The following is a 14,564-nucleotide window of genomic DNA, read 5'->3' on the forward strand; positions in this document are numbered from 1 at the left end:
GGAGGAATAGTGCCCATCAGTAAGGTGCTCATCGCTAATCGTGGCGAGATCGCTGTCCGTGTGGTCCGAGCGGCGCGCGACGAGGGAATCGCCAGCGTAGCGATCTATGCCGATCCGGACGCCGACGCACTGTTCGTGCGTCTGGCCGACGAGGCATACGCGTTGGGTGGTGCCACCCCCGCAGAGTCCTATCTTGACATGGGCAAGATCATCGACGTGGCCCGCCGCAGCGGTGCCGACGCCATCCACCCCGGCTACGGCTTCCTGGCCGAGAACGCCGACTTCGCGCAGGCCGTGATCGATGCCGGCCTGATCTGGATCGGCCCCTCCCCGCATGCGATCCGCAGCCTGGGCGACAAGGTGGCCGCCCGCCACATCGCCCTCAAGGTCGGCGCCCCGCTCGTCCCCGGCACCCCAGATCCGGTCGCCGATGCCAGCGAGGTGGTCGCCTTCGCGAAGGAGTTCGGCCTGCCGATCGCGATCAAGGCGGCCTTCGGTGGTGGCGGCCGCGGCCTGAAGGTCGCCCGCACCCTCGAGGAGGTGCCGGAGCTGTTCGAGTCCGCCACCCGTGAGGCCGTCACCGCCTTCGGCCGCGGCGAGTGCTTCGTGGAGCGCTACCTCGACAAGCCCCGCCACGTCGAGACCCAGTGCCTGGCCGACCAGCACGGCAACGTGGTGGTCGTCTCCACGCGTGACTGTTCCCTCCAGCGCCGCCACCAGAAGCTGGTCGAGGAGGCCCCCGCCCCGTTCCTGACAGAGGACCAGGTCGAGCGCCTCTACTCCGCCTCCAAGGCGATCCTGCTGGAGGCCGGCTACGTCGGTGCCGGCACCTGTGAGTTCCTCGTCGCCCAGGACGGCCTGATCTCCTTCCTGGAGGTCAACACCCGCCTGCAGGTGGAGCACCCGGTCTCGGAGGAGGTCTCCGGCATCGACCTGGTCCGCGAGATGTTCCGCATCGCCGACGGGGCCGAGCTCGGCTACGACGACCCGGAGCTGCGCGGCCACTCGATCGAGTTCCGCATCAACGCCGAGGACCCGGGCCGCAACTTCATGCCCGCCCCCGGCACCGTCACCGACTTCGTCGCCCCGCAGGGGCCCGGCATCCGCTTCGACGACGGCTACCGGACCGGCATGACCGTCCCGGGCTCGTTCGACTCCCTGGTCGGCAAGCTGATCGTCACCGGCTCCACCCGCCAGCAGGCGCTGCAGCGCTCCCGGCGTGCCCTGGACGAGCTCGTCCTCGAGGGGATGCCGACCGCCGTCCCGTTCCACCAGGCCGTGATCAACGATCCTGCCTACACCGCCGAGGACGGCCACTTCGGAGTCCACACCCGCTGGATCGAGACCGAGTTCGACAACCAGATCCCGCAGTACGAGGGCGCCCAGGGCCAGGCCCCGGAGGCCGGCGAGAAGCACACCGTCGTGGTGGAGGTCAACGGCAAGCGCGTCGAGGTCAGCCTCCCCGCAGGCCTCGGCTCGATGAGCGGTGGTTCCAGCGCGGCCAAGAAGCCGAAGCGGCAGAAGTCGAAGGCAGCCGTCAAGGAGGCCTCCGGCAACTCCGTCACCGCCCCGATGCAAGGCACCGTGGTCAAGGTCGCGGTGACCGAGGGCCAGGAGGTCACCGAGGGCGACCTGGTGGTGGTGCTGGAGGCGATGAAGATGGAGCAGCCGATCAACGCGCACCGCACCGGCACCATCAAGGGCCTGACCGTCGATGCCGGGCAGTCCGTGCAGTCGGGTGAGGTCATGTGCGAGATCCTCGACGCCGACTGAGTCGAGCGATCCGGTAGCGGACACGCGCCGCCGGAGCCCGTCCCTGGTGGACGGACTCCGGCGGCGTTCGCCGTCTGCCGGACCGCACGGACCGCTGTCCGCAGGCCCAGCGCGGACCGGCGTAGGCCAGCGCGACGCACGCCTCCCTGCCCTCTCTGGGCGCGTCGGAGATACCCGCGCCCCCCAGACACCCGAAGGGCCCTCCCGGTCGCGGGAGGGCCCTTCTCGGGGTCGTACGGGGACCAGGGTCAGTTGGTGAGCTCGGCGGTGGCCATCTTGCCGTGGTTGTGCAGGCGGCGGGCCGCCTCGGCGACCGATCCGGACAGTGAGGGGTACACCGTGAAGGCGTGCGCGAAGTCGTCGACGGTGATCCGCTGCGAGACTGCCAGGGAGACCGCGTGGATCAGCTCGGAGGCGGTCGGTGCGACGATCACGCCACCGACGATGATCCCGGTGATCGGCAGGCAGAAGAGCTTCACGAAGCCGTCGGTGAACTCCTGCATCTTCGCGCGGGCGTTCGAGGCCAGCGGCAGCATCAGGACGTCGGCGGTGGACCGGCCCTCGTCGACGTCCTTCTGGGTGACCCCGACGGTGGCGATCTCGGGTGCGGTGAAGATGTTCGAGGCGATGGTGTCCTGCTTGAGCTGGGGCACGGCGTCGCCGAGCGCATGCCACATCGCGATCCGTCCCTGCATGGCGGCGACGGAGGCGAGCGCGAAGACGCCGGTGCAGTCACCGGCCGCGTAGATGCCCCGGGCCGAGCTCCGCGAGACCTTGTCGACGGTCACGTAACCGCGCTTGTCCAGCGTGACGCCGGCCTCCTCCAGGCCGATGCCGGCGGTGTTGGGGATCGAGCCGACGGCCATCAGGACGTGGGAGCCGCGGACCTCGCGGCCGTCCTCCAGGCCGACCACGACGCCGTCACCCTCGCGACGGGCGGACATCGCACGGGCCTGGCTGATGATCTCGATGCCCCGGCGCTCGAAGACGTCCTGCAGCACCCGGGCGGCGTCGGGGTCCTCGCCCGGCAGCACCATGTCGCGCGAGGAGACCAGCACGACCGGTACGCCCAGGGCGTCGTACGCGTTGGCGAACTCCGCGCCGGTGACACCGGAGCCGACGACGATGAGCCGCTCGGGCAGGTCGGTCAGGTTGTACACCTGGGTCCAGTCCAGGATCCGCTCCCCGTCGGGGATGGCGTCGGGCAGTACGCGGGGGTGGGTGCCGGTGGCCACCAGGACCACGTCGGCCTCCAGCCGCTCCTCGCCGAGGCTGGTGGTGGCGACGATGGTGCCGACACTGACCAGGCGGCCACGGCCGCGGACGATCCGGACGCCCTCCTCGACCAGCCGGGTGGCGATGTCGCCGGACTGGGCCTGGGCGAGGTGCAGCACGCGGGTGTTGATCGCACCCAGGTCGGTGATCACCGTGCCGGAGAGGTCGTCGGCGCCGTTCGCGGGATGCAGCCCCAGACCGGTCGCCTCGCTCATCGCCGACAGGACGTCGGACGTCGCGATCAGGGTCTTGGAGGGCACGCAGTCGGTGAGGACGGCCGATCCACCGATCCCGTCGCTGTCGACCAGTGTCACCTCCCCGCCGAGCTGGGCACCTACCAGCGCCGCTTCGTATCCGCCTGGGCCACCGCCGAGAATCACAACCTTGGTCACATCGGGCATTCTTCCATGAGTGCGGGGTCGGTGCGTCCCGGTCGCCTGCCGCGTGCCACAAGGACGTGACAGACTCGGCCCATGAGCCGCGACACCTACGACGCCCGGGACGCGCTCACCGCCGCCGGGTCGCAGACCGCCCATGAGGCCGCCGTGACGGCGGCGGATGCGCTGCGCGAGGCCCTCGGGATCGAGCGGGCGGACCTGGCGGTCGTGCTCGGGTCCGGCTGGTCCGGTGGCCGCGACGCCATCGGCACCGAGATCGCCGCCGTGGCGCTGGAACGGGTGCCCGGTTTCAGCGCCCCGGTCGTCCCCGGGCACGGCGGCGAGGTCGTCGCGGTGCGTACGCCCGCCGGGGCGACCGCCCTGCTCTTCACCGGCCGGACGCACCTGTACGAGGGCCGCGGGGTGGAGGCGGTCGTGCACGGCGTCCGGACCGCCGCGGCCGCGGGGGCGACCACCCTGGTCCTGACCAACGGCTGTGGCTCGGTGCACCCCGAGTGGTTGCCCGGCACCCCGGTGGTGATCCGCGACCACATCAACCTGACAGGTGCCACGCCGCTGCTGGGCACGTCGTTCGTGAGCATGTCGGACGCCTACTCACCGCGGCTGCGCGCTGCCCTGGCAGCGGTCCGGACCGACCTGCACGAGGGTGTCTACGTACAGTTCCGCGGCCCCCAGTACGAGACCCCGGCCGAGGTGGAGTACGCCCGCCGGATCGGTGGCGACCTGGTCGGCATGTCGACGGCACTGGAGACGATCGCGGCACGCGAGGCCGGCCTGGAGGTGCTGGGCCTGTCCCTGGTCACCAATCCGGCGGCGGGTATCGCCGACCACCCGCTCGACCACGCCGAGGTGATCGCCGCCGGCCACGAGGCGGAGCCGCAGCTGCGCGCCCTGCTGGCCGACCTGGTCGGCGTGCTGGGATGAGCGGCCAGGGTCCAGGCCCCGCCCCGGACCGGGACCGGGAGCGGCTCCTCGCGCAGGCCACCGCCTGGCGGGCCGAGGATCCCGATCCGCGTACGGTCGGGCAACTCGACGACCTGCTGGTCCGGGTCCGCGATGGTGACGCCGACGCGCTGGCGGAGCTGGGGGGGGCCTTCTCCGGTCCGCTGGAGTTCGGCACTGCAGGGCTGCGCGGCCCGATGGGGCCCGGCCCGGCCCGGATGAACCGCGTGGTGGTGATCCGGGCCAGTGCCGGCCTGGCCCGCTACCTGCTCGACACGGGCCGTTCCGCCGGTCCGGTGCTGGTCGGCCACGATGCCCGGCACGGCTCCGCGGCGTTCGCCCGGGACACCGCCGCGACCATCGCCGGCCACGGCCTCGACGTCCTGCTGGTGGACGGACCGATCCCCACCCCGGTCGTGGCGTACGGGATCCGTGCCCTCGGCTGCGTCGCAGCCGTGGTCGTGACCGCCTCGCACAACCCCGCCCCCGACAACGGGTACAAGGTCTACCTGGGCGACGGCTCCCAGATCGTGCCGCCCGCCGACGCCCGGATCGCGGCCCGGATCGCCGAGGCCGGCGCCCTCCCGCTGGCGACACTCCCCCGGTCCGACGACTGGCGGGACGCCGGACCGGAGCTGCTCGACGGCTACGTCGCCCGCGCCGCCGGCCTGGTCGCCGCACTGCCCGCGGCGCTGTCCGCGTCCGCCTCCCGCCGGCTGCGCTGGGTCTATACGCCGATGCACGGGGTCGGGCTGGCCACCGTCCGCCGGGTGGTCCGGGCCGCCGGCCTGCCGGAGCCGGCCGTGGTCGAGGCGCAGGCCGATCCGGACCCGGACTTCCCGACCGTGGCCTTCCCCAACCCCGAGGAGCCCGGGGCACTGGACCTGGCGATGGGCCTGGCCCGGGAGGTCGGGGCCGACCTGGTGGTCGCCAACGACCCCGACGCCGACCGGTGCGCGGTCGCCGTGCCCCGCCCGGAGGGCTGGCGGATGCTGCGCGGGGACGAGCTCGGAGCGCTGCTCGGGGCGGACCTGCTGCGCCGTGGCGTTGCCGGCACGTACGCCAGTTCGGTGGTCTCCTCCACCCTGCTCGCCACGATGGCCCGCGCGGCCGGGGCCCCGTACGTCACCACGTTGACCGGCTTCAAGTGGATCGGCCGGGTGCCCGGCCTGGTCTACGGCTACGAGGAGGCCCTGGGGTACTGCTGCGACCCGGCAGCGGTCGCCGACAAGGACGGCATCACCACGCTGGTCCGGGTGCTCGACCTGGCCGGCAGGCTGGCCGACGAGGGTCGTACGCTGACCGACCTGCTCGACGACGTGATGCGCACCCACGGGCTGCACGCCACCGACCAGCTGGCCTTCCGGTCCGACCGGGTCGAGGTGATCAGCGGGGCGATGCAGCGTCTGCGGACCTCGATGCCGGCCACGCTGGGCGGTGAGCCGCTGACCGTCACCGACCTGGCTGCGGGTACGGCGGACCTTCCGGCGACCGATGCCGTCGTGCTCCAGGGCGGTACGCTTCGGGTCGTCGTGCGACCGTCCGGCACCGAGCCGAAGCTGAAGTGCTACCTGGAGGTCCGGTCGGCACCGGAGGCATCGGTCGACCTCGAGGCCGCACGGATACTGGCCGCCGGACGACTCCGGGTGCTGCGGACCGAGGTCGCGGAGGCGCTCGGCCTGGGCTGAGGACCCGCTCACCGTGCCTCAGGGGTGCCCGGAACCCGCCCGGAGGCGGCGCCGGATCCAGGCCGGAGCGACCCCGGCGGATCCGAGACTTGGGGGCATGGACATCCCGGCTCGCCCCGCCCTGCCCCCTTCCCTCGCCTCCTCTCCGCTGCGCCCGGATGGTCTGGGGCCCGACTCACCCTCCGGTTCGCGACGATTCCGGCACAACCCGGTGGTGCGGGCTGTGTTGATGGCCGTCCTCGTGCTGGGACTCATGCAGCTCTGTGCGGCGGTCGCATCCCGTTCCGGCTCGTCGGACGCCTGGCTGATCGTCCTGATGGTCGTCGGTGCGGTGCTCGGCTACCTCATCATGGCGCGTGCCGTCGACGGTCGACGCCGACCCTTCGAGCTCGACCCGGGTCGATGGAGCGGGGTGCTGTGGGGACTGCTGCTCGGGGTGGCGCTCTTCACTGTGTGCTTCGGGATCCTGCTGCTGACCGGGGTCTACCGGATCACCGGCACCGACACCGCCGGACCCTGGCTGGTCCCGGCCCTGACGATGGGCCTGATGGCCGGCGTCGTGGAGGAGATCCTGCTCCGGGCCGGGCTGCACCGGCTGGTCGAGCAGGGACTGGGCACCTGGGGGTCGGCGGTGGTGTCCGGCACCTTGTTCGGACTGCTGCACCTGGTCAACCCGGACGGCAGCCTGTGGGGAGCCATTGCCATCGCACTCGAGGCGGGGCTGTCGTTCGCGCTGCTCTACACGCTCACCCGTTCACTGTGGGTGGTGATGGGACTGCACGCCGCCTGGAACCTCACCCAGGGGATGCTCTTCGGCGCGGTGGTGTCGGGCAGCGGTGGCAACGAGCTCGGGCTGCTGGTCTCGGAGCCGGTCGGACCCGATTGGCTGTCCGGTGGCAGCTTCGGTCCGGAGGCGAGCCCGGTGACAGTGGCGGTGATGCTGGTGTGGACGGTCGGCCTGGCGGTGCTCCTCGTACGTCGCCGCCTGGTGGTGGCCCCGATCTGGGAGCGACGCCGCCGCTCTGCCTCGGCCCGGGACACCGCACCCCAGGCCGAGCCGTCGTACCTCACGCCCTGACCCGCCCGATACACCTGGCACCGCACGACAGCCGCGATCCAGACGACGCGTTGTGCACAGGGGCCGACACACTGGGGCCGACACGACACCGGGGCCAACACTGCATAGGGGCCAACACTGCATAGGGGCCAACACTGCATAGGGGCCGACACGACACAGGGGCCCGGACCGACGATCGGTCCGGGCCCTGTGGTCGGGGTTGTCGGGATCAGTGGACGAGGGCCTCGCCGGCGCCCAGACCGGTCATGGAGCGGACCTCCATCTCGGCCTGCAGCCTCGGGTCGGCCTTCTCCTTGGCGGTCATCGTGCCGATCCAGCCCATCAGGAACGCCAACGGCAGCGCCACGATGGTCGGGTTGGTCAGCGGGAACCACGCGAAGTCCGCGTGCGGGAAGAACGCCGACTTGGCGCCTGAGATCGCCGGGGAGAAAGCAATCAGCACGATCGAGGTGATCAGGCCGGTGTAGATCGACCAGACCGAGCCTCGGGTGTTGAACTTCCGCCAGTACAGCGTGAACAGGATGGCCGGCAGGTTCGCGGCCGCGGCCACGCCGAAGGCCAGCGAGATCAGGAAGGCGATGTTCTGGCCGTTGGCGAAGATGCCGCCGACGACGCCGAGGACGCCGATGATGACCGAGGTGATCCGGGCGACCCGCACCTCGGAGCCCGCGTCGACCTTGCCGTCCTTGAGGACGCTGTTGTAGATGTCGTGCGCGAACGATGCCGAGGCGGTGATGGTCAGACCGGCGACGACGGCCAGGATGGTGGCGAACGCGATACCGGAGATGATGCCCATCATCACCTCACCGCCGAGCTGGAGCGCCAGCAGGGGTGCCGCGGCGTTGGCCTTGCCCGGAGCACCGGCGATGATCTCGTTGCCCATCCCACCGGCGCCCTGGCCGACGAGCCAGATGGCGCCGTAGCCCAGGATGAAGGTGACGATGAAGAACAGGCCGACCATGTTGATCGCCCACACGGCCGAACGACGGGCCTCCTTGGCGGTCGGAACCGTGTAGAACCGCATCAGCACGTGCGGCAGGCCGGAGGGGCCGGTCACCAGCGCGATGGCCAGGGAGATGAACGACAACTTGGTCGCCCAGTCCTTGCCGTACTGCAGGCCCGGCCGGATGATCGCCTCACCACCGGTGTGGTGGGCGATCGCCTCACGCAGCAGGCCCGACACGTTGAAGTTCGCGTAGACGAGGACCCACAGCGCCATGATGGTGGCGCCCGAGACGAGCAGCACCGCCTTGATCATCTGCACCCAGGTGGTGCCCTTCATGCCGCCGATGAGCACGTAGGCGATCATGATGGCACCCACGACGACGATCACGAGGTTCTGGCCGATGGTGGACTTGACGCCGAGCAACAGGGCGACCAGTCCACCCGCGCCGGCCATCTGCGCCAGCAGGTAGAAGAACGAGATGGCGAGCGTCGAGATGGCTGCTGCCGTCCGGACAGGCTTGGGCGACATCCGGAACGAGAGCACGTCGGCCATGGTGTAGCGGCCGGTGTTGCGCAGCGGCTCGGCGACCAGGGTCAGCGCGATGATCCAGGCGACGAAGAAGCCCACCGAGTAGAGGAAGCCGTCGAAGCCGTTGATGGCGATGGCGCCGGTGACGCCGAGGAAGGCGGCCGCCGACAGGTAGTCGCCGGTGATGGCGAGGCCGTTCTGGCGGCCGGAGAAGCCTCCGCCACCGGTGTAGAAGCTGGAGGCGGCCTTCTTGTCGGCGTTGCGGCTGACGCCGATGACGACCGAGAGGGTCGCGATCACGAAGACCGCGAAGATGGAGATGTTGATGATCGGGTTGCCCGTCTGGGCGGTCTCGAGCAAGGTCAGCATCAGAGTTCGCCCTTCTCCAGGCGCTCACGCAGCGCGGTCGATCGCGGATCGAGGTTCTTGTTGGCGTGGCGGACGTACGCCCAGGTCACGAACCAGGTGGAAGCGAAGGCCAGCAGGCCCAGCGGCACGCCCCAGGGGATGTAGCTGTCGCCGATCCGGGCACCCACCACCTTGGGGGCGTACGTCGCGAGCAGCACGAACACGAAGTAGTAGCCGACGAAGATGGTCACCATCGGGAAGGCGAATCGCGTGAAGGAACTGCGCAGTTCGCGGTACTCCGCCGAGTTCTGCACCGCGACGAAGTCGATCCCGCTCGGGTCGTGGGCTCCCTCGCGATCCTTGTCCCAGATCTCCGGGAGGGGCGCATGGTGCTTGGGGAGGTTCGCCTCCACTTCCGGTGTTGGACCGGTGTGTAGCGGTGAATGGGTGTGCGGCGTCATTGTCGCTCCTCATGATCAGCGGGGAGAATTTCCCCGTTGTAGATGCTGCAAAATATCCCATCAGCTGGGTCTCAGGTCAATACACCTACGGACCCAATGCTTGTGATTCCGGTCACAAACATAAGCCAGGGGGCCGTGATAACCTCGGGGGGATTATCCACGGGAGTCCGCGCCATATGGCGGGCTGAGAGGGTCGAGTGCCGCAAGGCGGGTCGATCGACCGGACGAACCTGACCGGGTCATGCCGGCGTAGGGAGAAGAAGCTCCATGACTGTTGATTCGCAGCAATTGACGAGCCCGGACGCGGGACCCAAGGCCTCCGAGGCGCCGCTGACGCTGAGCACCGAGCCGCCCCGTACGTTCGGGGTCTGGGCGCAGACCGCACTCTGGGGCAACCTGGGCATTTCGCTCTTCGGGCCGCTGACCGGCGCCCTGATCGGCCTGTCGGTCGGGACCGTCGCCGGCGGCATCCTGGCCACGGTGGTCGGCTGCCTCATCGGCGCCCTGATCCTGGGGGGCTCGGCAACCTTCGGCGCCGTCACCGGCGCGCCCTCGATGGTCGCCCTGCGTGGCCTGCTGGGCCGGCGCGGTTCCGTCGTGCCGACCATCCTGAACATCCTGCAGAACATCGGCTGGGGAACGATGGAGATCATCGTGATCTCCACCACGGCCGCCTCCATCCTCGGCAGCGACTGGCGGTGGCCGTTCGTCGTGCTCACTGGCATCGTCACGACGGTGATGGCGATCCGACCGCTCGGCTCGGCCAAGCTGTTGCGTACGGTGATGGTCTGGCTCGTGCTGTTGTGCTCGGTCTACCTGTTCGTGGTGGTCCTGCGCCAGCCGGTGCACCCGATCGACCAGTCCGGCGTGATCGGCTTCTGGCCCGGTGTCGACCTCGCCGTCGCCGGTGTGGTCTCGTTCGCCCCGCTGGCGGCGGACTACTCGCGGCATTCGCGGTCCACCAGCGCCGCGTTCATCGGTGCGGGGGTGGGATACGGCCTCGCGGCGATCGCGTACTACGCCCTGGGCGTCCTCGCCGTCGCGCACCTGACCGGCGACCTGTCCGACGCGAAGCTGATCGGCGCCCTGGTCGCCCTGCCGGCCGGCGGGATCGCGCTGTTCCTGCTGATGGTCGACGAGGTGGACGAGGCCTTCGCGAACATCTACTCGACCACCATGTCCGTCCACAACATCCTGCCGAACCTCGACCGCCGGATCATCTCGGTGGTCATCGGAGTGATCGCCACGCTCCTGGCCGGGCTGATGGACTTCTCCCGCTACCAGAGCTTCCTGTTCCTCATCGGCTCGTTCTTCGTGCCGCTGTTCACCGTCGCAGTGGTGGACTTCGCCCTGATCCGCCGCGGTCAGTGGGACGTCTCCGATCGTGCCCCCTTCCGCTGGGTGCCTGTCGTGGCCTGGCTCGCCGGCTTCGTGGCCTACCAGCTGATCTACCCCGGTGACATCCCCGGCTGGTCCTCGCTGTGGGCCGGACTCGCCGCCGGCCTCGGCTTCGTCGCTCCCTCCTGGCTCGGCTCCTCGGTCGGCGCGATCCTGGTGTCCGGCATCGTGATGGCCGGTCTGGGCCAGCTGGAGCGCCGCCGGGCCTGAGTCCCGGCCCCACAGCCGGCACACCCGAAGGTCTGCGGGAGCCCCACGAAGGGTTCCCGCGGACCTCGGCGCGTGTTCCGGGAGCTTCTGGACAACTTCCCGCGGACCTTATGGCGTCGGCGCGGACCTCCCCCGTGCTCGAGTCCTTCCCGCGGACCTTCATGCCTAGCCGCGGATACCCTCATGTCCGCGGGAATCCACTAGCGTCCGCGTGCTCGAGCACTTCCCGGGTCGGAGGTGTCGGCCCCCCACCGCTGCTCGCCACGCAGGAAGGCCTGCCGCAGCTCCTGCTCCAATTCCTCCGGCCGGGCCAGCTCATCCCAGGTCCACCGCACCACCTCCCAGCCGGCCGCCCGCAGTCGGTCCTCGCGCCGCTTCTCGCGGAAGACGACCTCCCCGGGATCCTCACCGTTGGCTGCTGGAAGGCGTCGGTACTTCACCCGCCCGTCGAATTCTCCCAGCGTCCGGTGGCGTGGCCAGGCGAAGTCTGTTCGGCCAATGAGAGCGCCGCGAACCGTACGCACCTCGAACTGAAGCTCAGGTGTCGGGACGCCCAAGGACTCCAGGACGACCCGGCTCACCGACTCACCACCGCTCTCTGCGCGGGGGTCAGCAAAGCCCACTACCCACCGCGCTTGTCCCACACCCCTCCGGCCCTTGGACTGGCCCAGGATCCTCTGCATCTCGGTGCGGGAGGCATCCGCCCCGTCCTGTCTCAGGACACGATCGGCCAGGGCCACCGCCGGTTTCACCTCGCTGACTCGAGCAAGGTCGACCACTGTCCTCGCCACTGTCGTCACACGAAGGCCATCGATGACCGTCCACTGGTCATCGGGTACCTGCCCGGTATGGGTGGCCAAGCGTTCGCGGATGCTGCCGCCCGCAATCCCCCGCGTGACATGGACCCGGTCGTCGATCATCGCCCACGGCACGTCGAGGCCACGCCAGACCGCAGCTGATACGTGACTGAGAACGGCCGACTCGTCGAGCAGGTCCTTGGCAGCCAGGATGCGAAGATGATGACGTTGGACCGGGTCGAGGTCTGCCGTCTTGGCATAGACCCCGCGCCGGAGCCGCACCATCTGGCCCAGGCGGTGTGCTGATCGCAGCTCATGGGCCGTGAGCCCCAGCGGTGCAACGGTCCGCGGTGTCAGCAGGCGCCCTGAGGGCAGATCTGATGTCCGTCTCGACGCGGTCTTCTCGGTATCCACGCGATCATCCCACCTGCTCTGCGGGCACGACACGCCCATGACAACACCTCCCACAACACGTCGGGGCGAACGGACGACACTGTCGGGATCGCGGACAACACCGTCGGGGTCCCGGACAACACCTGCGGGGGTCCCGGACAACACATGCGGGGGTCCCGGACAACACATGCGGGGGTCCCGGACAACACCCGTGTGGCCGATGGGGGCGCGTGCGGTCGCTCAGCTCGGCACACATCGTTAGCCACTGGCCATTTCAGGCCCGCCAACCCACCAAGACCCTGGTGCTGGCCCCGTTCCGTTCCCCGGCCCTGCTACGGCCGCGGACGTTCGTAAGTCCCCGCGGATACCTGCCGATCCGCGGGTGCGCAACAACGTCCGCGGGGGCGTTGGTACGGGCACGGGCACCGGTACTGGTCCACCCGAGCAGACGCCGCCCCCCACCCCAACCAGGCGCGCCGCAGCCGCCAGGGCTCAGTCGTGCAGGATCGGGGCCCAGTCGGGGCCGGTCTCCCCCAGCTTGTCGTCCAGCTTGGTGAACAGCGGCTCGGGCTTGGTCAGCGGGATGCCCGCCGCGAGCGGCTGGGAGGCCCAGACCGCCTGCGCGGACGCGTAGTCGCCCATCAGCACCGGATAGTCCGGGCCACCCTCCTCGGAGACCGTACGGATCTCGGGCAGTGCCGCCCAGACCCCCTCGCCGCCGAGCATCTCGAAGATCTTCTGCGAGGCGTGCGGCATGAACGGGGTGAACATCACGTTGCAGTCCGACACCACCTGCAGCACCGTCCACAGGATCGTGTCGCGGCGCGCCGGATCGTCCTTGAGCTTCCAGGGCTCGGTCTCGGACAGGTACTGGTTCGCCAGCCCGACGATCCGCATCACCTCGGAGATGCCCTGCTTGAAGTGGCTGTGGGACAGCGCCTTCCCGACGGTGTCGAAGGCCGCCTTCGAGGCGTCCAGGATCCTGCGGTCCACGTCGGCCAGCTCACCGGGGGCCGGGACGGCACCGACGTTCTTGTGCGCCATCGACACCGCACGGTTCACCAGGTTGCCCCACTGGGCGGCGAGCTCGGTGTTGTTGCGGCGGACGAACTCCTCCCAGGTGAAGTCGGTGTCCTGGTTCTCCGGGCCCGCGACGGCGATGAAGTAGCGCAGCGTGTCCGGACCGAACTCGCGCAGGAAGTCACCGACGTAGATCACGTGGCCGCGCGAGGAGGAGAACTTCGAGCCGCTCATCGTCAGGTACTCCGAGGAGACGACCTCGGTCGGCAGCTCCAGGATCCCGAACGCGCCGGGCTCACCGCCACGGTCGCCCTGGCCGTTGTGCCCGAGCAGGATGCCCGGCCAGATCACCGAGTGGAAGACGATGTTGTCCTTGCCCATGAAGTAGGAGGCCACCGTCTCCGGGTCCTGCCACCACTTCTTCCACGCCTCGGGGTCACCGATCCGCGCGGCCCACTCGACCGACGCCGACAGGTAGCCGATCACCGCGTCGAACCACACGTACAGCCGCTTCATCGGCTCGTCGCGCCAGCCCTCCAGCGGGACCGGGACGCCCCAGTCCAGGTCGCGGGTGATGGCGCGCGGCTTCAGGTCGTCGATCAGGTGTTGGGAGAACTTGATCACGTTGGGACGCCAGTCCTCGCGGGTCTTCAGCCACTCCGACAGGGACTCGGCCAGCGCGGGCAGGTCGAGGAAGAAGTGCTCGGTCTCCACGAATTCCGGCGTCTCGCCGTTGATCCGCGAGCGCGGGTCGATCAGGTCGATCGGGTCCAGCTGGTTGCCACAGTTGTCGCACTGGTCGCCGCGGGCCCCGGTGTAGCCGCAGATCGGGCAGGTGCCCTCGATGTAGCGGTCGGGCAGCGTACGACCGGTGGAGGGGCTGATCGCGCCGCGGGCGGCCTTCGCCACCACGTACCCGTTGCGGTGCAGCGAGAGGAACATCTGCTGGGTCACCCGGTAGTGGTTCAGCGTGGTCGTACGGGTGAAGAGGTCGTACGACAGCCCAAGGCCCTGCAGGTCCTCGACGATGACCCGGTTGTACTTGTCCGCCAGCTCGCGGACCGGCACACCCTCGTTCTCCGCCTGGACCGAGATCGGGGTGCCGTGCTCGTCGGTGCCGGAGACCATCAGCACGTCGTGGCCGCTCATCCGCATGTACCGCGAGTAGACGTCGGCCGGGACGCCGAACCCGGACACGTGTCCGATGTGACGAGGACCGTTGGCGTACGGCCAGGCAACAGCGGTGAGCACACGGGAGGATGTCATGGGGACAACCCTATCGCCAGCGCGCATCCGCTCGCGCCGCCGG

The 14,564-nt window shown here is 69.8% G+C and carries 10 protein-coding genes; 5 read left to right on the forward strand and 5 right to left on the reverse strand.

The genetic code is table 11. From position 1 onward, the window contains the following. The first annotated feature begins 6 nt into the window (after positions 1 to 6). Positions 7 to 1,773 (forward strand): acetyl/propionyl/methylcrotonyl-CoA carboxylase subunit alpha, encoded by a 1,767-nt coding sequence (locus tag GA0111570_RS11065; protein ID WP_217634128.1) that lies wholly within the window; start codon positions 7 to 9, stop codon positions 1,771 to 1,773. A 248-nt stretch (positions 1,774 to 2,021) separates the two neighbouring features. Here the strand turns inward: GA0111570_RS11065 and GA0111570_RS11070 are convergent, their stop codons facing one another. Next, the gene (locus tag GA0111570_RS11070; RefSeq protein ID WP_217634116.1) at positions 2,022 to 3,440 is read right to left on the reverse strand and encodes an NAD(P)H-quinone dehydrogenase; all 1,419 of its coding nucleotides are present in this window, start codon (positions 3,438 to 3,440) and stop codon (positions 2,022 to 2,024) included. Between the two features lie 81 nt (positions 3,441 to 3,521). On the opposite strand from GA0111570_RS11070, the gene GA0111570_RS11075 reads away from it, so the two are divergent. The 3 genes from GA0111570_RS11075 (at position 3,522) to GA0111570_RS11085 (ending at position 7,154) form a co-directional block, all read left to right on the forward strand. Then, positions 3,522 to 4,370, forward strand: a complete 849-nt coding sequence (locus tag GA0111570_RS11075) for a purine-nucleoside phosphorylase (protein WP_092610793.1) — start codon at positions 3,522 to 3,524, stop codon at positions 4,368 to 4,370. Continuing rightward, positions 4,367 to 6,076 carry a phospho-sugar mutase gene (locus GA0111570_RS11080; RefSeq protein WP_092610797.1) on the forward strand — a complete coding sequence of 570 codons (1,710 nt, stop codon included), beginning with the start codon at positions 4,367 to 4,369 and terminating at the stop codon, positions 6,074 to 6,076. The genes GA0111570_RS11075 and GA0111570_RS11080 overlap by 4 nt, the downstream gene beginning before the upstream one ends. A 97-nt stretch (positions 6,077 to 6,173) precedes the next feature. Next, positions 6,174 to 7,154 carry a CPBP family intramembrane glutamic endopeptidase gene (locus GA0111570_RS11085; protein ID WP_092610800.1) on the forward strand — a complete coding sequence of 327 codons (981 nt, stop codon included), beginning with the start codon at positions 6,174 to 6,176 and terminating at the stop codon, positions 7,152 to 7,154. Between the two features lie 208 nt (positions 7,155 to 7,362). Here GA0111570_RS11085 and GA0111570_RS11090 read toward each other — a convergent pair whose 3' ends face one another. Both GA0111570_RS11090 and GA0111570_RS11095 read right to left on the reverse strand, forming a co-directional pair. Next, positions 7,363 to 8,997 carry a solute symporter family protein gene (locus GA0111570_RS11090; RefSeq protein ID WP_092610803.1) on the reverse strand — a complete coding sequence of 545 codons (1,635 nt, stop codon included), beginning with the start codon at positions 8,995 to 8,997 and terminating at the stop codon, positions 7,363 to 7,365. Then, the gene (locus GA0111570_RS11095) at positions 8,997 to 9,389 is read right to left on the reverse strand and encodes a DUF485 domain-containing protein (RefSeq protein ID WP_175557455.1); all 393 of its coding nucleotides are present in this window, start codon (positions 9,387 to 9,389) and stop codon (positions 8,997 to 8,999) included. Before GA0111570_RS11095 ends, GA0111570_RS11090 begins: the two co-directional genes overlap by 1 nt. Positions 9,390 to 9,704: 315 nt before the next feature. Between GA0111570_RS11095 and GA0111570_RS11100 the strand changes: the two genes are divergently transcribed. Continuing rightward, on the forward strand, positions 9,705 to 11,045 hold the full coding sequence (locus GA0111570_RS11100; protein ID WP_092610809.1) for a purine-cytosine permease family protein: 1,341 nt from the start codon (positions 9,705 to 9,707) through the stop codon (positions 11,043 to 11,045). A 200-nt stretch (positions 11,046 to 11,245) separates the two neighbouring features. Here the strand turns inward: GA0111570_RS11100 and GA0111570_RS11105 are convergent, their stop codons facing one another. Continuing rightward, the gene (locus GA0111570_RS11105; protein ID WP_139283220.1) at positions 11,246 to 12,256 is read right to left on the reverse strand and encodes a hypothetical protein; all 1,011 of its coding nucleotides are present in this window, start codon (positions 12,254 to 12,256) and stop codon (positions 11,246 to 11,248) included. 471 nt (positions 12,257 to 12,727) lie between these two features. After that, positions 12,728 to 14,548 carry a methionine--tRNA ligase gene (gene metG, locus GA0111570_RS11110; RefSeq protein ID WP_217634117.1) on the reverse strand — a complete coding sequence of 607 codons (1,821 nt, stop codon included), beginning with the start codon at positions 14,546 to 14,548 and terminating at the stop codon, positions 12,728 to 12,730. Between the last annotated feature and the right edge of the window lie 16 nt (positions 14,549 to 14,564).

Origin of the sequence: Raineyella antarctica, assembly GCF_900092135.1 — a bacterium.
Taxonomy (GTDB): Bacteria; Actinomycetota; Actinomycetes; order Propionibacteriales; family Propionibacteriaceae; genus Raineyella; species Raineyella antarctica.

What these genes read in the sequence shown, in the direction of transcription:
- GA0111570_RS11100 (WP_092610809.1), top strand. Translation starts at nt 9,705, where the DNA reads ATGACTGTTGATTCGCAGCAATTGACGAGCCCGGACGCGGGACCCAAG.
- metG (WP_217634117.1), bottom strand. Translation starts at nt 14,548, where the DNA reads ATGCGCGCTGGCGATAGGGTTGTCCCCATGACATCCTCCCGTGTGCTC.
- GA0111570_RS11080 (WP_092610797.1), top strand. Translation starts at nt 4,367, where the DNA reads ATGAGCGGCCAGGGTCCAGGCCCCGCCCCGGACCGGGACCGGGAGCGG.
- GA0111570_RS11085 (WP_092610800.1), top strand. Translation starts at nt 6,174, where the DNA reads ATGGACATCCCGGCTCGCCCCGCCCTGCCCCCTTCCCTCGCCTCCTCT.
- GA0111570_RS11090 (WP_092610803.1), bottom strand. Translation starts at nt 8,997, where the DNA reads ATGCTGACCTTGCTCGAGACCGCCCAGACGGGCAACCCGATCATCAAC.
- GA0111570_RS11075 (WP_092610793.1), top strand. Translation starts at nt 3,522, where the DNA reads ATGAGCCGCGACACCTACGACGCCCGGGACGCGCTCACCGCCGCCGGG.